Source organism: Streptomyces sp. WAC 04229, assembly GCF_003947455.1.
In the GTDB taxonomy this organism is placed as follows: Bacteria; Actinomycetota; Actinomycetes; order Streptomycetales; family Streptomycetaceae; genus Streptomyces.
In genome coordinates, this window is record NZ_QHJH01000015.1 from 57,299 (window position 1) to 80,416 (window position 23,118).

Genomic DNA, 23,118 nt, shown 5'->3' on the forward strand with positions numbered 1-23,118 from the left:
CGGGGCGGCTCGGGGGACGTCCGGAGAGCGTGGGGCTACTCCAGTACCCGTGAAGCCCCCACCGGCAGGTCCCACAGGTCCTCCCGGGGCAGACCCGCGGCCTGCCAGGCGGCGCGGGTGCGGGTGAGGGGCTCCAGCACCGGTTCCGCGGAGAGGACGAACGTGCCCCAGTGCATCGGCGCCATGCGGCGGGCGCCCACGTCCTGGGCGGCCCGGACCGCCTCCTCCGGGTCGCAGTGCACGTCGCTGAGCCACCAGCGGGGCTCGTAGGCGCCGACGGGGAGCAGGGCGAGGTCGATACCGGGGTAGCGGCGGCCGATCCGGGTGAACCAGTGGCCGTACCCCGTGTCCCCGGCGAAGTACACGCGCCGGCCGTCGGGCGCGGTGAGCACCCAGCCGCCCCACAGGCTGCGGCAGGTGTCGACGAGGCTGCGCTTGGACCAGTGGTGCGCGGGGACGAAGTCGAAGCGGACGCCCGCCCGTCGCCCACCACCGCCCTTGCCGAGGGCGCCGTCGGCACCGCCCCTTGGACGCAGTTCGGTCGCCTCCCACCAGTCCAGCTCGGTGACGCGGGTGAAGCGGCGGCGGTGGAACCAGCGGCCCAGTCCGGCGGGCACCAGGACCGGGGTGTCGCGCGGGAGCCTGCGCAGGGTGGGGGCGTCCAGGTGGTCGTAGTGGTTGTGGCTGATGACGACGGCGTCGACGCGGGGCAGGTCGCTCCAGGCGACGCCGACGGGGGTGATCCGGGCGGGGGTGCCGAGGATCCGGCGGGACCAGACCGGGTCGGTGAGCACGGTGAGGCCGCCGATCCGCACCACCCAGCTGGCGTGTCCCGCCCAGGTGACGGCGACGGTGTCCGCGTCCACGTGCGGCAGCGGGCCGGGGGCGCAGGGCAGCCGGGGGACGTCGGCGAGGCCCTCGCGGCCGGGTCTCACCGCGCCCTCGCGGGCGAATCTGGCGAGGGCCCTCAGGCCGGGCAGCGGCGTGGTCAGCCGGTCGTGGAAGCTGCGCGGCCATACGCGGTGTTCGGCGGGCGGCCGGGGATCGGCGAGCGGCGGGTACGAGGGGGCCCGGGCGGACGTGACCGGCGGCGCGGCGGTGTCCTCGGGGGACGCGGGGGTGCTCGTGGTCGACCGGGGCTGCTGCGTCATCGAGGAGGCTCCCATCGCTGAGCGTCGCGCAGATCGCCGAAGACCGACCCGAGAGCGGTCAACGCGCGTCGCACGTGTGGCAGTTCCAACGGGTCCGGGGAGGTGAGGCATTCCGCGCGCTGTTCGGCGGTGCCGGTGCCGAGCAGCGGGCCGGTGGCGAGCCGCACGCGAAGGGCCGCGAGGTCGTCTCCGAAGCGGTGTCCGCCGGGGGCGGGCATGCCGAGCCGGGTGGAGAGGAAGTCCTCCAGTTCCTGAGCGTCGCCGACGCCCTGCGCCCCGAGGGCGTCGCGCAGCGGGCCCAGGTCGGCGTACAGGTGACGCCCGGCCTGCGGGGGCCGCGCCGTGGCGCCAGCGGCGACGACGGCCGCGTGCACGGCGGCGGCCACGCGCGCGTGCAGGCGTACGGCGGCCGACCGGCGGGCGGTGACCGGTTCGGGTTCGTCGAGTGCGTACCCGGCCGCGGCGGCGACGGGCGCGGCCACGCCGGCGCCGAGGGCGGTGAGCACGTCGAGCACGCGCGCGTGCAGGCCGTCGCCGGCGGCGGACGCCGGGAAGCGGGCCACGGCGGCCGGCCAGCCGGGCGGCAGCAGCCCCCCGGCCAGGTCCGTGACGACGGTGACCTGCTCGGGCAGCATCTCGGCGGGACTGAGCACCACGGTGGCCTGCGGGTCGTGCAGGGTGTCCCGCCAGGTCTCGTCGCTGACCAGGTGCAGCCCCTCCCCGGCAGCGGCCTCGACGGTCTCGTGCAGCAGTTCGGGCCGCGCGACGGTGCCGGTGGGGTCGTCGGCGACGGCCAGCACCAGCAGGCGGGGGTCGCCGCCCTCGGCGCGCACCCGGCGGACGGTCTCCAGGAGGGCGTACGGGTCGGGGACGCCACCGCTCTCGGCCGGCGTCGGGACGTGGAAGACGGGGCTGCCGAGCAGCCGCGCGTCCGGTGCCCACCAGGCCGCGCAGGGGCGGGGCACCAGGACGTGGCCGCCGAGCGCGGCGGTCAGCGCAAGGAGCAGGGTGTGCGCACCGGGGGCGGCGGCCACCCGGCCGGGCTCGGTGGGCAGGCCGCGCCGGTGCCAGTAGCCGCTCGCGGCGGCGGTGAGGGCGGGGGCGCCGCCGATCGGTTCCCCTCGGGCGCGGTCCGCGGCGGCGGCGAGTACGGCGGACAGTTCGGGAAGCACCGGCAGCCCGTCGTCGGGCAGGTGGGGGCCGTACCGGACGGGGCCGTGGCCCACGGCGTCGTGGCCTTCGGGGTCCGTGCGCCGCATGCGTACCTCCGCGCGGGTCCGTACTGCCGCTCACCGTCGTTGATCCCAGTACCCATCCGGCACGCGAGCCATGACTCCGGCTCAGCGCTCCCCGTCCTCCCCGCGCAGCCGGAGCCGCAGCCGGTGGGCGGCCGCCGCGCACGCGCCCGCGATCAGGACGCCGCCCGCGGCCAGGGCGGGCACCGAGTCGCTGAAGGTGCCGCCGGCCCCGGCCCGCACCCCGTGTTCCGCCTTCCCACCGCCGCAGGACCTCCCGGCCTCGGCGGACTCGCCGTGCGGGGCGGCGGTCCCGGGACACGGCGGCTCGGTGGCGCAGGGCGTGCCGTGGGCGGGCTTGTCGCCGTGCGGGGCGGTGGACGGGGGGCACGCGGGCTTGGCGGTGCCGCTCTCGCCCGCCGTGGCGCCCGGCACGTTCATGGTGGCGCTCCACGGGTCGCCCTCCCCGCCCGCCTCGTCCGGGCAGGAGCCGTCGACGGTCCAGTCCTCCTCGGCGCCCTCCGCGTCCGCCTCGCTCCCGAAGTCCTCGGCGGCGGCTATCCGGGCGGTCCCCCGGTAGGCCGGACCGGCGCCCGTGCCTCCCTCTCCCTCCACCTTGCGCAGCTCGACGGTGCCCTCGTCGAAGGCCAGGGAGGTGGCGTCGAGGGTCGCCGGCGCGGAGCCGCCGGTCGGGGCGCACGAGACCGACACGGTGACGGTGCCGCCCGGGGTGACGTCGGCGGGGCTGACCTCGGCGGCGGCCCGGCCCCCGGCCGGTGCGAGGGGTTCCTCGGCGGCCGGCGGCAGTACGGGTTCCTCGGCGGCCGGCGGCGGTACGGGCTCACCGTCGGCCGGCGGCGGTACGGGCTCACCGGCACCGGCGGGCGGCGGGGGGACTGCGGGATCGGCCGCGCTCGGCCCCGCGAGGGCGCCGAGGGCGGCACTGGCCAGGACGGCCACGGACAGGGCGCGGGCGGTGCGGCGCATGGGGCGGGCTCCTTCGAGCTGCGGCGGCGGGGGCACGGCACTCGCGCCCCTCGGCCATCACAGCCCGCCCGCCCGGGGCGCGCGCGCCACCCTGCGCCGTTCGCGCGAACGCGGCCCCCGGGTGGGTGAGCCCGAGGTTTCGGAGTCCGGAATCGCGGTCCCGGACCGGGTCGGCGCCGAGGCTCCCTCAGGCCCCGGGATCCCGCAGCACCTGCTCCCGCACCCGGTCGCAGCAGCGGCTGATCAGGCGGGAGACGTGCATCTGGGAGATGCCGAGCTGCTCGGCGATCCGGCTCTGGGTCATGTCGTCGAAGAAGCGCATGTACAGGATGGCGCGCTCCCGGTCGGGGAGGGCGGCCAGGCGGTCCTTGACGGCCTCGCGGTCCACGACGGTGTCGAGGGCCGGGTCGGGTCCGCCGAGGGCGTCACCGAGCGAGAAGCCGTCCTCGCTGCCCGGCAGCTCGGCGTCCAGGGACAGCGCGGTGAAGCTCTCCAGCGCCTCCAGTCCGACCCGGACGTCCTCCTCGCCGAGGTCGGTGTGCTCGGCGATCTCGGCGACCGTGGGGCTGCGGCCCGGGATGGTCTGGGAGAGCTCCTGGCGGGCGAAGCGCACGCGGTTGCGCAGTTCCTGGACCCGGCGCGGCACGTGCAGCGTCCACATGTGGTCGCGGAAGTGCCGCTTGATCTCGCCGGTGATGGTCGGCACGGCGTAGCTCTCGAAGGCGTTGCCGCGCTCGGGGTCGTACCGGTCGACGGCCTTGACCAGGCCGAGGGCGGCGACCTGGCGCAGGTCGTCGTAGCTCTCGCCGCGGCTGCGGAAGCGTCCCGCGAGGCGTTCGGCCATGGGCAGCCAGGCCTCCACGATCCGGTCGCGGACCACGTCGCGCTCCGGGCCGTCGGGGAGGGTGGTCAGCCGGCGGAACGCGTCCGCGGTGTCGGGGGCGTCGTCGTGCGGGTGCTTCACGCTGGCGTGGATCGGCATGTGCGTCGCAACTCCTTCGGAGCGCGGGGGCCGGTCGTCGGTTCGGGGGCGGGCCCTCGGGCACGGCCCGTGCGGGGCGGCCGGAGTCCGTGAACCTCCGGCGCGCCGGATGGACGCCACCGGTGCGACGACACGACCCTGGGGGTCGGGCGGTCACCCGTGGGAGGGCGTCCGGGCCCGGACGGCTACGTCCGGGGCGGCGCAGCCGCTCCCACGGACGTGCCTCCTGTCCGAAGCACTGCCCTTGCCCCTGCCCCCTGAAGCCCGTCGCAAACCCCCGGGCGGCGCCGCGACGCGCGGCGCCGCCCGGGGCGGGTCAGCCGGTGCGCGGCCGGCTGAAGCGGACCATGTTCCCGGCCGGATCGCGGAAGGCGCAGTCCCGGACGCCGTAGGGCTGGTCGACCGGTTCCTGGAGGACCTCGGCGCCGGCGGCCCGGATGTGTTCGAAGGTGGCGTCGACGTCGTCGGTGGTGAAGTTCAGGCCGCGCAGCAATCCCTTCGCCAGCAGTTCGGCCATGGCCTCCCGGTCGGCGACCGAGGCGCCCGGGTCGGCGAGCGGTGGTTCGAGGACGATGCCGACGTCGGGCTGGGCCGGGGAACCGACGGTCACCCAGCGCATCCCCTCGAAGGCGACGTCGTCCCTGACCTCCATCCCGAGCACGTCCCGGTAGAAGGCGACCGCCGTGTCGTGGTCGTCGACGGCGATGAAGCACTGCGCGAGGTTGATGTCCATGCGTGTCACGCTACGGGCGGGCGCGCGGGCCGGGCTTCTCCGTTCCTGACCGGTCGGGTGTGGACCTTGGCGACGCAGGCGGGGATCGCGGCGCCGTCGGCGTGGTCGCGTTCCCGGTAGGCGCTCGGGCTCTCACCGACCAGTTCGGTGAAGCGCGAGCTGAACGATCCCAGCGAGGTACAGCCGACGGCGAAGCAGACCTCGGTGACGGACAGGTCGCCGCGCCGCAGCAGGGCCTTGGCGCGCTCGATGCGGCGCGTCATCAGGTAGCTGTAGGGGGTCTCCCCGTAGGCGGCACGGAAGCTGCGGGAGAAGTGGCCCGCCGACATGAGGGCGACCCGCGCCAGCGCCGGCACGTCGAGCGGCTCGGCGTACTCGCGGTCCATCAGGTCGCGTGCCCGGCGCAGCCGGGCCAGGTCCTCCAGGCTCGTCACGCCCCTACGATCCCACAGCGCCGGCCGCCACCGGTACCGGCGCCGTGGGCCGCCGCGGTCAGGCACCGACGTACGCCGCGAGGTGCTCGCCGGTGAGGGTGGTGCGGTCGGCGACGAGGTCGGCGGGGGTGCCCTCGAAGACGATCCGGCCGCCGTCGTGGCCGGCGCCGGGGCCGAGATCGATGATCCAGTCGGCGTGCGCCATGACGGCCTGGTGGTGCTCGATGACGATGACCGACTTGCCGGCGTCGACGAGGCGGTCCAGCAGGCCGAGCAGTTGCTCGACGTCGGCGAGGTGCAGGCCGGTGGTGGGCTCGTCGAGCACGTAGACGCCGCCCTTGTCCCCCATGTGGGTGGCCAGCTTGAGCCGCTGCCGCTCGCCGCCGGAGAGTGTGGTGAGGGGCTGGCCGAGGGTGAGGTAGCCGAGGCCGACGTCGGCGAGCCGGTCGAGGATCTTGTGCGCGGCGGGGGTGCGTGCCTCGCCGGAGCCGAAGAACTCCTCGGCCTGGGCCACGGACATGGCGAGCACCTCGCTGATGTCCCGGCCGCCGAAGCGGTACTCCAGCACCGCGGGCTGGAACCGCTTGCCCTCGCAGTCCTCGCAGGGGGCGGCGACCCCGGCCATCATGGCGAGGTCGGTGTAGATGACGCCGGCGCCGTTGCAGGTGGGGCAGGCGCCCTCGGAGTTGGCGCTGAACAGGGCCGGCTTGACGCCGTTGGCCTTGGCGAAGGCCTTGCGGATCGGTTCGAGCAGTCCGGTGTAGGTGGCGGGGTTGCTGCGCCGCGAGCCCTTGATCGGGCTCTGGTCGACCGAGACGACGTCGGCGCCGGCCGGGACCGAGCCGTGGATCAGCGAGCTCTTGCCGGAGCCGGCCACGCCGGTGACCACGCAGAGCACGCCGAGCGGGACGTCGACGTCGACGCCCTGGAGGTTGTGCGTGGTGGCGCCGCGGATCTCCAGGGCGCCGGTGGGCTTGCGGACCGTGTCCTTGAGGACGGCCCGGTCGTCGAGGTGGCGGCCGGTGACGGTGTCGCCGGCCCGCAGCTCTTCGACGGTGCCCTCGAAGCAGACGGTGCCGCCCGCGGTGCCGGCGCCGGGGCCGAGGTCCACCACGTGGTCGGCTATGGCGATCGCCTCCGGCTTGTGCTCGACGACGAGGACCGTGTTGCCCTTGTCCCGCAGGCGCAGCAGCAGGTCGTTCATCCGCTGGATGTCGTGCGGGTGCAGCCCGATGGTGGGCTCGTCGAAGACGTACGTGGTGTCGGTGAGCGAGGACCCGAGGTGGCGGATCATCTTGACGCGCTGCGCCTCGCCGCCCGACAGGGTGCCCGCCGGCCGGTCGAGGGAGAGGTAGCCGAGGCCGATCTCGACGAACGAGTCGAGGGCGTCCCGCAGGGCGCCGAGCAGCGGCGCCACGGACGGTTCGTCGAGGTCGCGCACCCACTCGGCCAGGTCCCTGATCTCCATCGCGCAGGCGTCGGCGATGCTGATCTTCCCGATCTTCGAGGAGCGGGCGCCCTCGCTGAGCCGCGTGCCGTCGCACTCGGGGCAGACGGTGAAGGTGACGGCCCGCTCCACGAAGGCCCGGATGTGCGGCTGCATCGCCTCCTTGTCCTTGGACAGGAAGGACTTCTGGATCTTCGGGATCAGGCCCTCGTAGGTGAGGTTGACGCCGTTGACCTTGACCTTGACCGGTTCGCCGTAGAGGAAGTCCCGCAGCTGCTTCTCGGTGTACTCGCGGATCGGCTTGTCGGGGTCGACGAAGCCGGACTGGGCGTAGACCTGGACGGTCCACTGGCTGTCCGACTTCCAGCCCGGGATGGTGAAGGCGCCCTCGGCGAGCGACTTGGAGTCGTCGTAGAGCTGGGTGAGGTCGATGTCGGAGACGCTGCCGCGGCCCTCGCAGCGGGTGCACATGCCGCCGGTGCGCTCGAACGTCGCCTTGACCGCCTTCTTGTTGCCGCGCTCGACGGTGATCGCGCCGCTCGCCCGGACCGAGGCGGTGTTGAAGGAGTACGCGCTGGGCGGGCCGATGTGCGGCTCGCCGAGGCGGCTGAAGAGGATCCGCAGCATCGCGTTGACGTCGGTGGCGGTGCCGACGGTGGAACGGGGGTCGGCACCCATCCGCTGCTGGTCCACGATGATCGCGGTGGTCAGGCCTTCGAGGATGTCGACCTCGGGGCGCGCCAGCGTCGGCATGAAGCCCTGCACGAAGGCGCTGTAGGTCTCGTTGATCAGCCGCTGCGACTCGGCGGCGATGGTGTTGAACACCAGTGAGCTCTTGCCCGAACCGGAGACTCCCGTGAAGACCGTCAGGCGGCGCTTGGGGATCTCGATGCTGACGTCCTTGAGGTTGTTCTCGCGGGCGCCGTGCACGCGGATGAGGTCGTGGCTGTCGGCGACGTGCGGCACGGGTGCCCGGCTGCCCGTCCTCTTGGCGCTGCTCATCGTGTCTCCATCTGTCGGGGGCTCCCTGTGGAGGCAGGCGCCCGCGGTCCTCACACGCTAGAGGGGCCGACGGGACCCGCGCTTCTCGATTACTGATCCGGTGCCGTCCGGCGGAATCGGAGCGGAACCGTCCGGGTGAATCCGTGTCGGCCCCCGGTGTCCGGGTACGCGGTCGGCACCCTGAGGATCTGGAGGGAGACATGCAGCGAGGCAGCGACCGGATGAGCGCCCACCGCGACGACGAGATGAAGCACGAACTGCAGGGTCTGCTCAGGTCCGGGCACCCCACCCGGACCGAGGAGTGGCACGACCCGGAGCCGGTGGCCGAGGACGATCCGGACGTCACGCACGGGCCGGTGACACCGGGCCGCGGGCCGACGTACCTGGAGGCCCTGCGGCTCGAACTGGCCCGGAACCTGACCCGGGGCAGCTTCCCCGCGGGACCGCGGGAACTGACCCGCACCCTGCGCCACGGCAACGCGCCCGACGCCCTCGTCGAGGAGCTGGACCGGCTGCCGAACAAGGCGCGCTACGACAACGTCCAGGAGCTGGCGTTGGCGCTCACCGAGGCCGGCCCTTCGGGGGCGCGGGGCGCCTAGGCGTCAGAAAGGAGCACCGAACCCCATGCGCATCGCATTTCTCACCGCGCCCGAGGGCGTGGAGCAGGTCGAACTGACCGAGCCGTGGCAGGCGGCCAAGGACGCGGGGCACGAGCCGGTGCTGGTGTCCACGCAGACCGGCGAGGTCCAGGGCTTCGACCATCTCGACAAGGCGGACACGTTCCCGGTGGACGAGGTGGTGGGTGACACCTCGGCCGACTCGTTCGGCGGGCTGGTCCTGCCCGGCGGGGTGGCCAACCCCGACTTCCTGCGGACCGACGAGAAGGCCGTGGCGTTCGTCCGGGCCTTCTTCGAGCAGGGCAGGCCGGTGGCCGCGATCTGCCACGCGCCGTGGACCCTTATCGAGGCCGACGTGGTACGCGGCCGGGTGCTGACCTCGTGGCCCAGTCTCCGGACCGACCTGGTCAACGCGGGCGCCACCTGGGTCGACGAGCAGGTGAAGGTCTGCGACCACGGCGACAGCGTCCTCGTCACCAGCCGCAAGCCGGACGACCTCCAGGCGTTCTGCGCGACCTTCCTCGCCGAGTTCGCCAAGGCGGGCGGCTGACCTGTGGGGACGGCGGCCGGGACGCCGCCCCGGAGACCTAGGCTCCCGGGGTGGCGGCCTGGCCGCAGCCGCGTTCCCGGGCGCCCTCGCGGGTGCGGCCGGGGGCGACCGGGCGGCGCGGGTTGCGGCGCAGCCACTCGCCCTCCAGCCGCGCCATGCGGTCGTTGTGGGCCCGCAGCGCGTCGTTCGATCCGTAGAGGAGGGTGTCGTGGCGGGTCCGGTGGATGGTCTCCAGCTCCTTCATGAGCTGCTGGTCGTCCAGGCGGCCCGGGTCCACTCCGGTCATCGTGTCCCCCATGTCGTGTTCGTTCATGCGGTCCGGGTACCCGCCCCCGCGGCAGTACCCACCCCCCAGCGCCACCCGGGAGAGCGCCATGGACCTCGCGTTTCTGCATCCCCTCTACGAGCACCAGGGGCCCTGGGCCTCCGTGTACGTCGATCTGTCCCGGCACGCGGAGGACACCGCGCACGAGCGTGAGCTGACGGCGGCGGCGGTGGCCCGGGAGCTGGCGGAGCAGGGCGCCGACGACGCCACCTGCCAGGCGGTGCGGGAGGCCGTGGACGAGCTGCGGCACGCCTCCGACCCGCACGGCCGGGCGCTGTTCGCGTGCGCCGGACGGGTGGTCCTGGACCCCCGGCTGGCCCGGCCCCCGTACGGCGGGACCACCGCCGACTGGGCACCGCTGCCGCACGTCGCCCCGCTGCTCGACCTGGCGGGCGAGGACCCGGTGTGCGTGGTGGCGTACATCGACCGCAAGGGCGCCGACTTCGAGCTGCGCGGCGCGCTGGGCAGCTCGGACGCGGGCGGCGTGACCGGCCGGCAGTGGCCGCTGCACCGCACGAGCAGTGCCGACTGGTCGGAGCGCCACTTCCAGCTGCGGGTGGAGAACACCTGGGAGCACAACGCGGCGGAGATCGCGGACGCGCTCGCGGTGTGCCAGGAGGAGACCGGCGCCGACCTGCTCATCCTGGTCGGTGACGACCGGGAGCGGCGGTCCGTGCACGAGCGGTTGCCGAAGCGTCTCCAGGAGCGGATCGCCGAGGCCTCGCGCGGGGCCGGGAGCAGGCTCCTCGACGACGAGGTGGAGGGGCTGCGTCAGGACCACGTGCGCTCGCGGGCGCGGGAGGAGCTGGACCGGTTCCTGGCCGCCCGGGCGCCCGACGACGAGGGCCGGGCGGGCGCCGCCGAGGGGGTGCCCGCGCTGGTGGAGGCGGCCCGGGAGCACCGCATCGACGAGCTGCTGGTCATCCCGGACGCCCCCGACACCCACCGCGAGGTGTGGATCGGCGAGGACGCCGACCAGCTCGCGGTGCGCCGCACCGAGCTGACGACGCTGGGCGAGCAGAACTCCTGGTCGGCGCGGGCGGACGACGCGCTGCTGCGGTCGGCGGTGATGACCGGCGCGCCGGCGGTCTCGGTGACGCCGGCGCTGCCGTCGGAGGCCGCGGACAAGGCTCCGGTGGGCGGCCTGGGGGCGCTGCTGCGCTGGAAGTGACCGGTGGGCCCGCCGCCCCGGTCTCCTACCGGGCCCGCTCCACCCGCCGCTCGTCCCAGACCGGCTCCGGCGTCTCACGGACGTGTCCGTCGCTGCCGAAGACCAGGTAGCGGTCGAAGGAGCGGGCGAACCAGCGGTCGTGGGTGACGGCGAGGACCGTGCCCTCGAAGCCCTCCAGGCCCTCCTGGAGGGCTTCGGCCGATTCCAGGTCGAGGTTGTCGGTCGGCTCGTCGAGCAGCAGGGCGGTGACGCCCTGGAGTTCCAGCAGGAGGATCTGGAAGCGGGCCTGCTGGCCGCCGGAGAGCCGGTCGAAGGTCTGCTCCGCCTGGTGGGTCAGCTCGTAGCGGCGCAGCCTCGACATCGCGGCGCCCCGGTCCTGGGCGTGCTCGGACCACAGGATGTCCAGGAGGGTGCGGCCGAGGAGTTCCGGGTGGGCGTGGGTCTGCGCGAAGTGTCCGGGCAGCACGCGCGCCCCGAGCTTCCAGTTGCCGGTGTGGGTCACGTCGTCGCCGGCCAGCAGGCGCAGGAAGTGCGACTTGCCGGAGCCGTTGGAGCCGAGGACGGCGACCCGTTCGCCGTAGAAGACCTCCAGGTCGAAGGGTTTCATCAGGCCGGTGAGTTCCAGCTGCTCACACGTGACGGCGCGGACTCCGGTGCGGCCGCCCTTCAGGCGCATCCTGATGTCCTGCTCGCGCGGCGGCTCGGGCGGCGGCCCGGCCTCCTCGAACTTGCGCAGCCTGGTCTGCGCGGCGGCGTAGCGGGACGCCATGTCGTGGCTGACCGCGGCCGCCTGACGCAGGTTCAGGACCAGCTTCTTGAGCTGCGCGTGCTTCTCGTCCCAGCGGCGGCGCAGTTCCTCGAAGCGGGCGAAGCGCTCCCGGCGTACCTCGTGGAAGGTGGCGAAGCCGCCGCCGTGCACCCAGGCGTCGGCGCCGGCGGGTCCGGGTTCCAGGGAGACGATCTTCTCGGCGGCGCGGGCGAGGAGTTCCCGGTCGTGGGAGACGAAGAGCACGGTCTTGCGGGTCTCGGCGAGCCGCTCCTCCAGCCAGCGCTTGCCGGGCACGTCGAGGTAGTTGTCCGGCTCGTCTAGGAGCAGCACCTCGTCGCTGCCGCGCAGCAGCGCCTCCAGGACCAGCCGCTTCTGCTCACCGCCGGAGAGGGTGCCCACCCGACGCCACTGGGCCTTCTCGTAGGGCATCCCCAGCGCGGCCGTGGTGCAGATGTCCCACAGGGTCTCGGCCTCGTAGCCCTGGGCCTCGGCCCAGTCGGCGAGCGCCTGCGCGTAGCGCATCTGGGCGGCCTCGTCGTCCACGGTCATCAGCGCGTGCTCGGCGGTGTCCACGGCGCGCGCGGCCTCGCGGATCCGGGGCGGGGACACGGACACGAGCAGGTCGCGTACGGTCGTCTCGTCCCGGACGGAGCCCACGAACTGGCGCATCACCCCGAGGCCGCCGCCGACGGTGACGGTCCCGCCGTGCGGCTTCAGCTCCCCGGAGAGCAGCCGGAGCAGGGTGGTCTTGCCCGCGCCGTTGGGTCCGACGAGGGCCACCACGGCCCCCTCCCCCACCCGGAAGGAGGCGTCGCCGAGCAGCGCCCTCCCGTCGGGGAGGTAGTACTCCAGGTGCGCTGCTTCGAGATGACCCATGGCACCGGATTCTGCGGCGCGGCCCCCGCTCCGGGCAAACCGATTACGGAGGGCCGGTGCCGTGCGGGGCGACGTGGCGAGCGCCACCGGCAGAAAACGGCGCGCACCGGGTAGGCGGGTGGCATGAGCCCCGACGTAGATCTCACCGCCCTGACGCCCGGCCCGCACCCCCTCCGCAACGGTTTCCTGCGGCTGGACCAGCGTGCGTTCGAGGCCGTCGCCGCCCGCACCTGGCCGGGCGCCGACCCGCTGCTGCCCCGGCTGAGCCGTTCCGCCAACCACGGCGTGCTGTGGTTCGGGGTCGCCGCCGCCCTGGCCGCGTCCCGGACCCCGCGGGCCCGACGCGCCGCCGCCCGGGGACTGGCCTCGCTGAGCCTCGCCTCACTGACGATCAACACCCTCGGCAAGCGCTCGGTGCGCCGGTCCCGCCCGGTGCTGGACCCGGTGCCGCTGGTACGGCAGTTGAAGCGGCAGCCGATCACGACGTCGTTCCCCTCGGGGCACGCCGCGTCGGCGGCCGCGTTCGCCACCGGGGTCGCGCTGGAGTCCCCGGCCTGGGGTGCGGCGGTGGCACCGGTGGCCGCCGCGGTGGCCCTCTCGCGCGTCTACACCGGCGTCCACTTCCCCAGCGACGTGGTGGCGGGCGCCGCGCTCGGGGCGGGCGCCGCGTTCGCCGTACGGGGCCTGGTGCCGACGCGCGCCCAGCACATCCCGCCGGCCCGGCCGCTCGCCGAGGTGCCGGCGCTGCCCGGGGGCGAGGGGCTGGTGATGGTGGCCAACGTCGCCTCGGGCACCTCGGACCGGGTGCGGGCGCTGTGCGACGCGCTGCCCGACGCCGAGGTGGTGGAGTGCGAGCCGGAGGACATCCCGGCGGAGCTGGAGAAGGCGGCGGACCACGCCCGGGTGCTCGGCGTGTGCGGCGGCGACGGCACGGTGAACGCGGCGGCCGAGGTCGCCCTGCGGCACGGCCTGCCGCTGGCGGTGCTGCCCGGCGGCACGCTCAACCACTTCGCCTACGACCTGGGCGTGGAGGACGTGCGGGATCTGTGCGGGGCGCTGGAGCGGGGCGAGGGGGTGCGGGTGGACGTGGGCCGGTTCGTCTCGGGCGGGCGGCAGGGCGTCTTCCTCAACACCTTCAGCCTCGGCGTCTATCCGGAGCTGGTGCGGGAGCGTGAGCACTGGTCGTCGAGGATCGGCGGCTGGCCGGCCGGGGTGCTGGCGGCGGTGCGGGTGCTGCGCGCGGACCGGCACCCGCTGGAGGCGGAGGTGCGCGGTCGCCGGCGCCCGCTGTGGATGCTGTTCGCGGGCAACGGCACATACCACCGCAGGGGCCTCGCCTCGGGTCGCCGGCTGGACCTGGCGGACGGGCAGCTGGACGTGCGGGTGGTGCACGGTGGCCGCCGGCCGGCCCTGCGGCTGCTGTCCGCGGCGCTCGCGGGCCCGCTGACCCGCTCCCCGGCCCATGCGGCGGTGCAGGTGCCCCGGCTGCGGCTGTCGGGTGTGGCGCCGGGCACCCTGATGGCGTTCGACGGGGAGCTGACGGAGACCGAGGGCGACCTCACGCTGGAGAAGCTGCCGAAGGCGCTCACGGTGTACCGGCCGCTGCCGGGTGAGGGCGGGCTGCTTTCCTGACTGCTCTCCTGACACGTCGTCAGTCCACCATGTAAAACGTGGGTCTCACCATTCGACCGACGGGCGTAGCGTGATCGAACCGTCGGAGAGGGGATCCACCATGCCGAAGCCGCGGGAGACCGCCGTCTACACGCACGGGCACCACGAGTCCGTGCTCCGCTCGCACACCTGGCGCACCGCCGCCAACTCCGCCGCCTACCTGTTGGGCTCCCTGCGGCCCCACATGAAGGTCCTGGACATCGGCTGCGGGCCCGGCACCATCACCGCGGACCTCGCGTCGCTGGTCCCGGACGGGCACGTCACCGGCGTGGACCGGGCACCGGAGATCGTCGACCGGGCCCGGGCCACGGCGGCGGAACGCGGCCTCGGCAACACCGACTTCGCGGTGGGGGACGTACACGCGCTGGACTACCCGGACGACACGTTCTGCGTGGTCCACGCCCACCAGGTGCTCCAGCACGTGGGCGACCCGGTGGGGGCGCTGCGCGAGATGCGGCGGGTGGCGCGGCCCGGCGGGATCGTCGCCGTCCGCGACTCGGACTACGGGGCCATGACGTGGTACCCCGCGTCCCCGGGCATGGACGACTGGCTGGACCTGTACCGGCGGGTCGCCCGCGCCAACGGCGGCGAACCGGACGCCGGGCGCCGGCTGAAGGCGTGGGCACTGGAGGCGGGGTTCACGGACGTCACGGCGACCTCCGCGACCTGGACCTTCGCCACCGCCGAGGAGCGGGAGTGGTGGAGCGGCCTGTGGGCGGACCGGACCCTGGCGTCCGCCTACGCCGGCCGCGCGACCGAGGGCGGCCACGCCACCGCCGAGGAGCTGCGGACGGTCTCGGCCGCCTGGCGCGACTGGGGCGAGCGGCCGGAAGGCTGGTTCAGCGTGCTGCACGGAGAGATCCTGTGCCGCAAGCGGTGACACAGGGGTGGGGCCGCGGCCCCGGGAGACTCACTCCCGGGGCAGCAGCGGTCCCAGCGGCCCGAGGTCCAGGTTCAGGTCCTCCGGCCGCAGTCCGTAGCGGTCGCGCAGCTCGGTCATGCGGTCGTCGAGGAGCATCAGGGTCAGTCCGATCCGCTCCTCCTGCTCCTCGCTGAGATCCCCCTCGTCGACCCGGCGCAGCGCCTGGCGCTCCATGAGCTGGCGCAGCAGCTCGACGACGGTCAGCACCAGTTTCACCAGGTCGCGTTCGACCGTGTCGGGGTCGAGGTCGAGGCGTTTGCGGGGTTCGGGTTGTCCAGTCACGTCAGTCCCCGAACGGCGATGGGACGTTGCTGTTGACCGAGCTGATCAGCGCGTTCAGATCGATGCGGACCAGGTCGACGTCCGCGATGCGCAGCGTGACGTCGCCGGTGATGACTACACCGCCGGCCAGCAGCCGGTCGAGCAGGTCCACGAGAGCGATCTCCCGGCGTTCCACGACGGTCACGTGCCCTCCCCCTGCTGTTCCTCGGTGGCGGCCCCTTCGCCGGCGAAGGAGTAGGCGGCCCAGGGGCCGGTGAGTTCCACACGGATCCCCGGGGCGTCGTCCTTCGTCCGGTCGATCCGCTCCACGAACTCCTCGGAGGCGTCCCGCCGCACCAGGTAGGCGGCGTTGAGGACGTTCCGTCCGGCGGCACCGGACAGACGGGGGTTCTGCGGCGCGTGCAGCCGCGCGTCGTCGGCCAGGGAGGTCAGCGTCGAGTGGAGACCCGTCGCGAACCGCTCGGCCCTCGACCACAGGTCCTCGTTCGCCCGCGACTGCTGACGCCGCTGCCGCAGGTAGTCCCGGCCCGAGGCGGGCTTGGGAGCGGGCCGGGCCGGCGCGGCCGCCTGCTCGGGCTCCGCCTCGACGTACACCTTCACGCCCCACTCCACCCGTCCGTCCAGCCGGGCGAGCGTGTTCCGGAAGGCCTCCTCGCGCTGCTCCAGCATCATCCGTACGCCGCTGTCGTCCCGGAAGACGGTGGCCAGCCGGAGCGGCAGCGGTGTGGTGACCGCGGTGAGCGCGTCGATCACCTGCTGGTGGGAGCGGGCCGTGGCGGCCAGCCAGTCGAGGTCCTCCAGGTGCGCGCGCAGCGCCTCCTCGCTGAAGTCGGCCTCGGGCACATGGCTGACGACGGCGACCAGGCCGCCGTGGACCAGCAGCCGGGGCGGGTCGCCCGCCACCCCCGTGAGCTGGGCCTGGAGGGCCGCGCCGAAGGGGCGGCAGACGGCGTAGACGTACCGCAGTCCGTTCACGTCTCCTCCTTCGGTACGCGGCCCGGGTCCAGCTCACGCAGGCGTTCGCGCAGTGCGGCGTTCTCCCGGGTGAGTTCGTCGCGCCGGGCGCGCGAGGAGAGCGCGGGGTCGCTCTCCCACCAGTCGATGCCCATCTCCTTGGCCTTGTCGACGGAGGCGACCACGAGCCGCAACTTGATCGTCAGCAGCTCGATGTCGAGCAGGTTGATCTTGATGTCGCCCGCGATCACGATGCCCTTGTCGAGCACCCGTTCCAGGATGTCGGCGAGGTTGGCGCTCTGTCCCTGGCCGTAGGGCTCGGGCAGTCGGCTGGGTGTGGTCATCGACGGCTCCCGCCGCCGGCGTCCTCGTACTCCTCACGGGACGCGTGCTCGTCCTCCCCGGCTTCCTTGTCCTCCTCGTACTCGCCCTCCGGCTCCTCCTCGTACTCCGCCTCGGACTCTTCCCCGTACTCGTCCTCCGGCTCCTCGTCGTACTCGCCCTCCGGCTCCTCCTCGTACTCGCCCTCGGGCTCTTCCTCGGCCTCCTCGGCCTCGGGCGCTTCCTCCTCGCCCTCGTACTCCTCCTCGCCCTCTGGCTCCCGCCCCTCTTCCTGCTCCTGCTCCTCCTCCGCCACGGCGTCCTCGTGGCTGCGGACGACCTCGCCGTCGCGGATCTCGCCGCGCCAGCCGTCGTCGGCCTCGCCCTTGAGGGTGATGTGCCGGACGTAGTTCTTCAGGTCCAGGCGGGCCCGGCGGCCCTGGGCGCGCCAGATGTTGCCGGTCTTCTCGAAGAGACCCTTGGGGTAGTACTCGATGACCAGGATCACGCGGGTCAGGCTCTCGGCCAGCTCGTGGAAGCTGACGACACCCTTGGTGGTGCCCTTGGCGCCCTCCGACGTCCAGGAGATCCGGTCGTCGGGCACCTGCTCGGTGGTCTTCGCCTTCCAGCTGCGGTTGGACCAGAAGACCTTCAGCTGCCAGTCGGACGACGTGTCGTCGGCGCGGTTCGCACTCTTGACGCCCTTGGCGAAGGTGCTGAAGTCCTGGTACTGGGTCCACTGGTCGTAGGCCGTGCGCACCGGCACGCCCACGTCGACGTACTCGATGATGACCGTAGGCTTCTGACCGCCGCCGCCCTTCTTCCGGCCCTTGCCGCCGGTGAGGTTCTTGAAGGCGCCGACGACGTTGTCCTTCACCTTGCCGGCGCCGACCTCGAACGCGGCCCGCATCGGGCCCTTGCCCTCGGCGAGCTTGCGTCCGCCGTCGAGGGCGAGCTTGGCGAATCCGGGGCTGTTGCCCTCGGCTATGTCGTTGAGCTTGCCCGTGGTCTGGCCGAGCTTGGTGCCGACGCCCGTCAGCAGCCGCGTGACCTGCGCGGCGAGGTAGTCCTGCACCTCCGCCTTGAGGCGGTCCGCCGCCTCGCTCTGCGCCACGTCGGCCAGGGGGTTCTTCTTCGCGGCCTTGCCTGCCGTGGAGGCAGCGGATCCCAGGGTGTCGGTCATCACTCACCACCGCCCTTCGTCCGCCGGGTCGCTCCGCGGGCGGCGCTCCGGGCACCGGCCGTCTTCTTGCCGGCCGCCTTCTTGGCGGGCTGGGCCCGCTTCGCCGCGGTCTTCTTGGCGGGTGCCTTGGCGGCCGCCTTCTTCGCCGGCGCCTTCTTCGCGGGCGCCTTCCTGGCCGTCTTGCGCGCGGCGGGCGCCGCCTCGCGCCGGTCGTCGCGCTCGTCGTGCTCGTCGTCGTGCTCGTCGTCGGCGCGCTCGTCGGACTCCGCGTACTCCTCCGAGTCCTCCGAGACCTCGGAGTCGCGGGAGCCGACGCCCGGCACCTGGGACGTCACGCCGGAGAGCTGGTCGCGGACCTCGGCGGTACGCCCGTGCAGGCGATTGGCCAGCGCGTCTATCTGCCGCTCGACCATGGCGCCCGAGGCCGCCTTGCCCACGCCCCGCAGGTCCGTGCGCAGCTGGTCCCCGATCTCCTTGAACTGGGGGTTGTTCTGCAGCTGCGTACTGACCAGCTCGGCGATGCCCTTCGGGGTCAGGTTCATCTTCTTGCCGGCCACCATGGTGCCCACGGCGACGGCGAGTTTCAGTTTCTTCGTGCGTCCCAGCAGATATCCGGCCCCTACCGCGAGGCCCAGTCCCACTCGATTCATGGTGCCGTCCCGTTGCCCAATCCCGCGCTCGTGCGCGAAGCGATCTCCAACCGGTCCAGGAGCTCGTCCTCCTGCTGGTCGAACTCCTCCTCCGTGATCTCTCCGGCCTCCAGCTGCTCTTCCAGGCGGGCTAGTTCGGCCCGGATCGCGGCGGGGTCGTAGTAGATGCGCTCCGCCTCGTTCATGACCTGTCTGATGGCCCAGGCGCTGCCGCGCACCGGGGCGAACGGCAGCAGCAGGACCTCCGAGATCAGTCCCACGTCCTCACTCCGTTCCGACATCCATCCCGCCGGCCGCGGTGCCCGCGGGCTCGGCCGGGCCGGGCTCCACGAAGCTGTACGGCGGCAGCGGGCCGTTCACCCGCACCTCCAGGTGCGGCATGTCCCTGCGGGCGCGCTCCACGGCCGCCAGGAACTCCTCGGCGGAGTCCCGCTTCACCAGGAAGGACACGTTGGCCAGCCAGCCTGTGGACTCGGGGCCCACGCTCACCGCGTCGGCGCCCGGCTCCAGGGCGCGCTCCAGCGCGGTGGCGTCCTCGGCCTCCTTGCCCTTGACGGCGGCCGCGACCATCTCACCGAGCTGGATCTTGTTCTCGTAACTTCCTCCGCCCGCCTGCCGGTTGGCGTCCGCGAGGGCCCGGATCTCCGGGTTCTGGGCCATCACGTGGTGGAGCACGGCCTCCTCGTTGTGGGTGGCCTTGATGTTGTACTCGACCCGGCCGTCCAGCGCCCGCAGGCGTTCCTCGTAGTGCTCGGCGCGCTCCGCGAGCACCCCGGTCACCGCGCTGTCGTCCGGGGCGACGCTGCCGAAACGCATGGGCAGCACGCAGCCTTCGGCGCCGACCTCGCTCAGCACGGTCTGGTGGGCGAGCAGCTCCCTGCGCTTGGGCCGCAGCCCCTCGGGCGCGTCGCTGACGACGGCCGCCAGCCCGCCCTGCTTCAGGATCCGTATCCCGCGCGGCGGATCGCCGACGCCGCCGGTGTCCTCGGGGAGCGCGGGATGCGTGGCGGCGGTGATGCCGTAGACGTACGTACTCACTCCTGCTCCTCCTTCCGGCGCGAGGCGGCGGTCTTGCGGGCGCGCGGACGCGACGTGGTCTCGCGCTCGGAGCCGCCCTCTTCACGGGCCTGCTTGAAGGCGTCGGAGATCGTCTCCGCCGCGCCGGACAGGGCTCCCTTGGACTTGCCCTTGGCGCCGGACTCGGTCATCTGGCCGACCAGGTCGGGCAGGCCGGGATCCTTGCGCGGCCCGGCCTCCAGGTCGAGACGGTTGCACGCCTCGGCGAAGCGCAGGTACGTGTCCACGCTCGCGACGACGACACGGACGTCGATCTTCAGTATTTCGATGCCGACCAGGGAGACGCGCACGAATGCGTCGATGACGAGCCCCCTGTCCAGGACAAGCTCGAGCACGTCGTAGAGGCCACTGCTGCCGCCTCCACCACCGGATTGCTGTGCCGGTACAACAGTCATGCCAGCCGTTCCTCCATCTCGGGTTTCGGTGTGCGAGTCCACTCGGTCCGGTCCCGCCTAGCGGCCTCCGGAACGCCGCGCGTCGGCCCGACCGCGCTCGTAACGCCTCACACGGCGGTAGCCCGTGAGCTGCCCCTCGGAATCAAGCTCCACCTGGTAGCTCGCCATCAGGCTCATCGTGTCGGGCACCCGCTCGAGTTCGAGCACCTCGACCTCCAGCGCCCAGCCCTCCTCCGTCTGCTCGAAGGACGACACCGACTCGGCGTTCATGCCGGTGAGCTCCGCGAGCTGTGCGCGCGCCTCGCGCAGCACTTCCATCGGCCGGGGCTTGCGTGACTCCTGTGACTGCCGTGACTCCTGTGACTGCCGGGGCTTACGTGTCCTACGTGAACTCTGTTCTGAGTCTTGTGATTCGGATGTGTTGTTCGTGTTCGACATGGCCACCTCCCCCTCCGTGTGGCCGCAAGGATGTTCGCCAAACCTCCACGGACGCGTGCATGTGCCACGCGCCGACGTGACCTCGCTCATCTCCCCCGGCGGCGGCTCAGCCGCGCAGCGCGTTCAGCCGCCGCCGGGCGGGACCCAGCCCCCGGGCGCGGTTCATGATCCCGGCCCAGGGCCGGGTGCGGGCCTGCTCGACGGCGTCCGCGATCGTCCAGCGGCGGGCGTGCAGGGCGGGGTCGTCCAGTGCGTCCCAGGCGATCGGTGTGGCCACGGGTGCGCCGGGCCGGGCGCGGACGGTGAAGGGCGCCACGGCGGTCTGGGCGTAGGCGTTGCGCTGGATGTCGAGGTAGAGCCGGTCCCCGCGATCCTTCTTGCGGGCGGCGGTGGTGAGCCGGTCCGGATGGGCCGCGGCCAGGACCTCGGCCGCGTCCCGCGCGAACTCCCGCACCTCGTCGAAGTCCTGACGTCCCGTCAGGGGGACGACGACATGCAGTCCCCGGGATCCGGTGGTCATGAGGGCGGAGGGCAGCCTCAGTTCGTCGAGCAGCTCGCCCACCAGCCGGGCGGCCTCCCGGACCGCCTCGAAGTCGTCACCGGACGGGTCGAGGTCGAAGACCATCCGGTCCGGCCGGTCGACCTGCCCGGTCCGGGAGAGCCAGCGGTGCAGGGTGAGGGCGGCCTGGTCGGCGAGGTAGACGAGGGTGGCCGAGTCGTCGCAGACCATGTGGCGGACGGTGCCGCCCTCCTTGCCGACCTCGACGCGGCCGATCCACTCCGGGTAGTGCTCCGGAGTGTTCTTCTGCATGAACCGGGGCCCGTCCACGCCGTCGGGGTGCCGCTCCAGCATGAGCGGGCGCCCCCGCAGGTGCGGCAGCATGAAGGGGGCGACGGCGCGGTGGTAGTCGACGAGATCGCCCTTGGTGTACTCCGGCGCGCCGCCCTCGCCCGCGGGGAACAGCACCTTGTCCGGCCGGTGCACCTCCACCGTGTGGCGGCCCGCCCGCACGGTCCGCGTGCCGCCCCCGCTCACGGCACGATCGCCTGCTCCACCAGCATCCGTCCGGCCGCGGCGATGGACTCCGCGTCGATCCCCGCCGCGTGCAGTTCCTCGGCGGGGGTCGCGGAGCCCGGCATCGTCCCGACGGCGAGCCGCACCAGCCGCGGCACGGGCCGGCCGTCGCAGAACGCGTCCAGGACCGCGTCGCCGAGGCCGCCCTCCCGGCGGTGGTCCTCGACGGTGACCAGGCAGCCGGTCTCCTCCGCGGCCCGGCGCAGGGTGGCCAGGTCGACGGGCTTGACGGAGTACAGGTCGATCACCCGGACCGGGATGCCGTCCCCGGCGAGGGCGTCGGCCGCCGCCAGCGCCTCGTGCAGGGTGACGCCGGCCGCCACGAGGGTGAGCCGGTCGGCGGCGGAGGAGCGCAGGACCTTGCTGCCGCCGACCGGGAACTCCTCGTCGGGGCCGTAGACGACCTTGCTCTCGCCGCGCGAGGTGCGCAGGTAGCGGACACCCTCCAGGCCCGCCATCTCGGCGACCAGGCGCGCGGTCTGGTTGGCGTCGCACGGGTACAGCACGGTCGAACCGTGGACGGCCCGCATCATCGCCAGGTCCTCCAGACCCATCTGGCTGGGCCCGTCCTGGCCGATGGCGACACCCGCGTGGGAGCCGACGAGGTTGATGCCGGCGCCGCTGACGGAGGCCATGCGCAGGAAGTCGAAGGCGCGGGTCAGGAACGCGGCGAAGGTGGTGGCGAACGGCACCCAGCCGCGGGCCGCCATCCCGACGGCCGCGGCGACCATCTGCTGCTCGGCGATGTAGCACTCGAAGTAGCGCTCGGGGTGGTCCTTGGCGAAGAACTCGGCGCGCGTGGAGTCGCCCACCTCACCGTCGAGCGCGACGACGTCGCCGCGAGCGGTGCCGAGCGCGGCCAGCGCCTCACCGAAGGCGTTGCGGGTGGCGACCTCCTCGCCCACGTCCCAGCGGGGCAGCTCGGTCCGCCCGGTGCCGGCCGAGTGCAGCGACCGCGCGTCCTCGGGCTCGTGCACCGCGACCCGCAGGTCCCGCGGGCCGCCGAGTTCGGCGACGGCCTCCTCGGCGTCGGGCAGCGGCTTGCCGTGGTGGCCCTCGCGGTCCTCGACCGCCTTGACGCCCTTGCCCTTGAGGGTGCGGGCGATGATCGCGGTGGGCTGGCCCCTGGTGGACAGCGCTTCCCCGTAGGCGCGGTCGATCGCGTCCACGTCGTGGCCGTCGACCTCGATCGTGTGCCAGTCGAAGGCGCGGAAACGGCGCCCGTACGCGTCGAGGTCGTGACCGTGCCGGGTGGGGCCGCGCTGGCCGAGCCGGTTGACGTCGACGATCACGACGAGGTTGTCGAGGTGTTCGTGCCCGGCGTGCTCGGCGGCCTCCCACACCGATCCCTCGGCCATCTCGCTGTCGCCGCACAGCACCCACACGCGGTAGTCGTTGTGGTCGAGGCGCTTGCCCGCCAGGGCGATGCCGACGCCGACGGGCAGGCCCTGCCCGAGCGAACCGGTGGCCGTCTCGACCCACGGCAGCCGCTGCGGCGTGGGGTGGCCCTCCAGACGGCTGCCCACCTTGCGGAAGGTGAGCAGTTCCTCGTCGTCGATGGCGCCCGCCGCCTTGTACGCGGAGTACAGCAGGGGCGAGGCGTGTCCCTTGGAGAGCACGAAGCGGTCGTTGCCGGGGTGGGCGGGGCGTGCGAAGTCGTAGCGGAGGTGGTTGGCCAGCAGTACGGCCATCAGGTCGGCGGCGGACATCGACGACGTCGGGTGCCCGGAGCCGGCGGCGTCCGCCGCCCGTACGCTGTCGACGCGCAGTTGCTGTCCGAGGTCGACGAGTTCACCGGTGTTCATGTGTCTCCTTCCGCGCGGCGGCCGTCGGTGCGTTTGACCGGGCCGGGGGCGATGTCGGGTCCGGGG

General features: G+C 73.5%; 26 protein-coding genes. 5 read left to right on the forward strand and 21 right to left on the reverse strand.

The annotated features are described in order from the left end of the window. Positions 1-35: 35 nt before the first annotated feature. The 7 genes from DMH12_RS06990 to DMH12_RS07020 form a co-directional block, all read right to left on the reverse strand. The gene (locus DMH12_RS06990) at positions 36-1,151 is read right to left on the reverse strand and encodes an MBL fold metallo-hydrolase (protein ID WP_125490670.1); all 1,116 of its coding nucleotides are present in this window, start codon (positions 1,149-1,151) and stop codon (positions 36-38) included. Beyond that, entirely contained in the window at positions 1,148-2,410 is a 1,263-nt protein-coding gene (locus DMH12_RS06995; protein WP_125490671.1) for an aminotransferase class I/II-fold pyridoxal phosphate-dependent enzyme, read from the reverse strand. The genes DMH12_RS06990 and DMH12_RS06995 overlap by 4 nt, the downstream gene beginning before the upstream one ends. Before the next feature lie 81 nt (positions 2,411-2,491). Continuing rightward, the gene (locus DMH12_RS07000) at positions 2,492-3,373 is read right to left on the reverse strand and encodes a hypothetical protein (protein ID WP_125490672.1); all 882 of its coding nucleotides are present in this window, start codon (positions 3,371-3,373) and stop codon (positions 2,492-2,494) included. Positions 3,374-3,560: 187 nt separating this feature from the next. After that, the gene (locus tag DMH12_RS07005; protein WP_125490673.1) at positions 3,561-4,355 is read right to left on the reverse strand and encodes an RNA polymerase sigma factor SigF; all 795 of its coding nucleotides are present in this window, start codon (positions 4,353-4,355) and stop codon (positions 3,561-3,563) included. Positions 4,356-4,671: 316 nt separating this feature from the next. Further along, positions 4,672-5,088: a VOC family protein gene (locus tag DMH12_RS07010; protein ID WP_125490674.1), complete on the reverse strand. Its 417-nt coding sequence runs from the start codon at positions 5,086-5,088 to the stop codon at positions 4,672-4,674. Positions 5,089-5,093: 5 nt separating this feature from the next. Beyond that, positions 5,094-5,522 carry a helix-turn-helix transcriptional regulator gene (locus DMH12_RS07015; protein WP_125490675.1) on the reverse strand — a complete coding sequence of 143 codons (429 nt, stop codon included), beginning with the start codon at positions 5,520-5,522 and terminating at the stop codon, positions 5,094-5,096. A 58-nt stretch (positions 5,523-5,580) separates the two neighbouring features. Then, entirely contained in the window at positions 5,581-7,971 is a 2,391-nt protein-coding gene (locus DMH12_RS07020; protein ID WP_125490676.1) for an excinuclease ABC subunit UvrA, read from the reverse strand. Positions 7,972-8,171: 200 nt separating this feature from the next. Here DMH12_RS07020 and DMH12_RS07025 point away from each other — a divergent pair, with 200 nt between their 5' ends. Beyond that, entirely contained in the window at positions 8,172-8,570 is a 399-nt protein-coding gene (locus DMH12_RS07025; protein ID WP_125490677.1) for a DUF2795 domain-containing protein, read from the forward strand. Between the two features lie 25 nt (positions 8,571-8,595). Further along, a complete protein-coding gene (locus tag DMH12_RS07030) occupies positions 8,596-9,138 on the forward strand; it encodes a type 1 glutamine amidotransferase domain-containing protein (protein WP_122618950.1) in 543 nt (180 codons plus the stop codon). 37 nt (positions 9,139-9,175) lie between these two features. On the opposite strand, the gene DMH12_RS07035 is transcribed toward DMH12_RS07030, so the two are convergent. Beyond that, a complete protein-coding gene (locus DMH12_RS07035) occupies positions 9,176-9,451 on the reverse strand; it encodes a DUF6158 family protein (protein ID WP_125490678.1) in 276 nt (91 codons plus the stop codon). Between the two features lie 61 nt (positions 9,452-9,512). Between DMH12_RS07035 and DMH12_RS07040 the strand changes: the two genes are divergently transcribed. Continuing rightward, positions 9,513-10,634 (forward strand): Vms1/Ankzf1 family peptidyl-tRNA hydrolase, encoded by a 1,122-nt coding sequence (locus DMH12_RS07040; RefSeq protein ID WP_125490679.1) that lies wholly within the window; start codon positions 9,513-9,515, stop codon positions 10,632-10,634. A gap of 25 nt (positions 10,635-10,659) precedes the next feature. Here DMH12_RS07040 and DMH12_RS07045 read toward each other — a convergent pair whose 3' ends face one another. Beyond that, complete coding sequence (locus DMH12_RS07045; protein ID WP_125490680.1) at positions 10,660-12,279, reverse strand: ATP-binding cassette domain-containing protein; 1,620 nt, start codon at positions 12,277-12,279, stop codon at positions 10,660-10,662. A gap of 123 nt (positions 12,280-12,402) precedes the next feature. Here DMH12_RS07045 and DMH12_RS07050 point away from each other — a divergent pair, with 123 nt between their 5' ends. Beyond that, complete coding sequence (locus tag DMH12_RS07050) at positions 12,403-13,911, forward strand: bifunctional phosphatase PAP2/diacylglycerol kinase family protein (protein ID WP_125490681.1); 1,509 nt, start codon at positions 12,403-12,405, stop codon at positions 13,909-13,911. Positions 13,912-14,011: 100 nt separating this feature from the next. Beyond that, positions 14,012-14,830: a class I SAM-dependent methyltransferase gene (locus DMH12_RS07055; protein ID WP_125490682.1), complete on the forward strand. Its 819-nt coding sequence runs from the start codon at positions 14,012-14,014 to the stop codon at positions 14,828-14,830. A gap of 30 nt (positions 14,831-14,860) precedes the next feature. Here the strand turns inward: DMH12_RS07055 and DMH12_RS07060 are convergent, their stop codons facing one another. From DMH12_RS07060 to DMH12_RS07115, 12 genes are all read right to left on the reverse strand, one after another. After that, the gene (locus DMH12_RS07060) at positions 14,861-15,154 is read right to left on the reverse strand and encodes a gas vesicle protein K (protein WP_125490683.1); all 294 of its coding nucleotides are present in this window, start codon (positions 15,152-15,154) and stop codon (positions 14,861-14,863) included. Position 15,155: 1 nt separating this feature from the next. Then, positions 15,156-15,338, reverse strand: coding sequence for a gas vesicle protein (locus DMH12_RS07065; protein ID WP_122618943.1), 183 nt, complete (start codon positions 15,336-15,338; stop codon positions 15,156-15,158). Further along, positions 15,335-16,129 (reverse strand): GvpL/GvpF family gas vesicle protein, encoded by a 795-nt coding sequence (locus DMH12_RS07070; protein ID WP_125490684.1) that lies wholly within the window; start codon positions 16,127-16,129, stop codon positions 15,335-15,337. Before DMH12_RS07070 ends, DMH12_RS07065 begins: the two co-directional genes overlap by 4 nt. Then, a complete protein-coding gene (locus tag DMH12_RS07075; protein WP_122618941.1) occupies positions 16,126-16,452 on the reverse strand; it encodes a gas vesicle protein in 327 nt (108 codons plus the stop codon). Before DMH12_RS07075 ends, DMH12_RS07070 begins: the two co-directional genes overlap by 4 nt. Next, complete coding sequence (locus DMH12_RS07080) at positions 16,449-17,612, reverse strand: SRPBCC family protein (RefSeq protein ID WP_125490685.1); 1,164 nt, start codon at positions 17,610-17,612, stop codon at positions 16,449-16,451. The genes DMH12_RS07075 and DMH12_RS07080 overlap by 4 nt, the downstream gene beginning before the upstream one ends. After that, on the reverse strand, positions 17,612-18,262 hold the full coding sequence (locus DMH12_RS07085; RefSeq protein ID WP_125490686.1) for a DNA primase: 651 nt from the start codon (positions 18,260-18,262) through the stop codon (positions 17,612-17,614). The genes DMH12_RS07080 and DMH12_RS07085 overlap by 1 nt, the downstream gene beginning before the upstream one ends. Next, positions 18,259-18,522, reverse strand: a complete 264-nt coding sequence (locus DMH12_RS07090) for a gas vesicle protein GvpG (protein WP_125490687.1) — start codon at positions 18,520-18,522, stop codon at positions 18,259-18,261. Before DMH12_RS07090 ends, DMH12_RS07085 begins: the two co-directional genes overlap by 4 nt. 4 nt (positions 18,523-18,526) lie before the next feature. After that, positions 18,527-19,300 (reverse strand): GvpL/GvpF family gas vesicle protein, encoded by a 774-nt coding sequence (locus DMH12_RS07095; protein WP_125490688.1) that lies wholly within the window; start codon positions 19,298-19,300, stop codon positions 18,527-18,529. Further along, complete coding sequence (locus tag DMH12_RS07100; RefSeq protein WP_125490689.1) at positions 19,297-19,734, reverse strand: gas vesicle structural protein GvpA; 438 nt, start codon at positions 19,732-19,734, stop codon at positions 19,297-19,299. The genes DMH12_RS07095 and DMH12_RS07100 overlap by 4 nt, the downstream gene beginning before the upstream one ends. A gap of 57 nt (positions 19,735-19,791) precedes the next feature. Continuing rightward, positions 19,792-20,172, reverse strand: coding sequence for a gas vesicle protein (locus DMH12_RS07105; protein ID WP_125490690.1), 381 nt, complete (start codon positions 20,170-20,172; stop codon positions 19,792-19,794). 106 nt (positions 20,173-20,278) lie between these two features. After that, positions 20,279-21,208, reverse strand: coding sequence for a non-homologous end-joining DNA ligase (ligD, locus tag DMH12_RS07110; RefSeq protein WP_125490691.1), 930 nt, complete (start codon positions 21,206-21,208; stop codon positions 20,279-20,281). Further along, entirely contained in the window at positions 21,205-23,052 is a 1,848-nt protein-coding gene (locus DMH12_RS07115) for a transketolase (RefSeq protein WP_125490692.1), read from the reverse strand. The genes ligD and DMH12_RS07115 overlap by 4 nt, the downstream gene beginning before the upstream one ends. Positions 23,053-23,118: the final 66 nt, after the last annotated feature.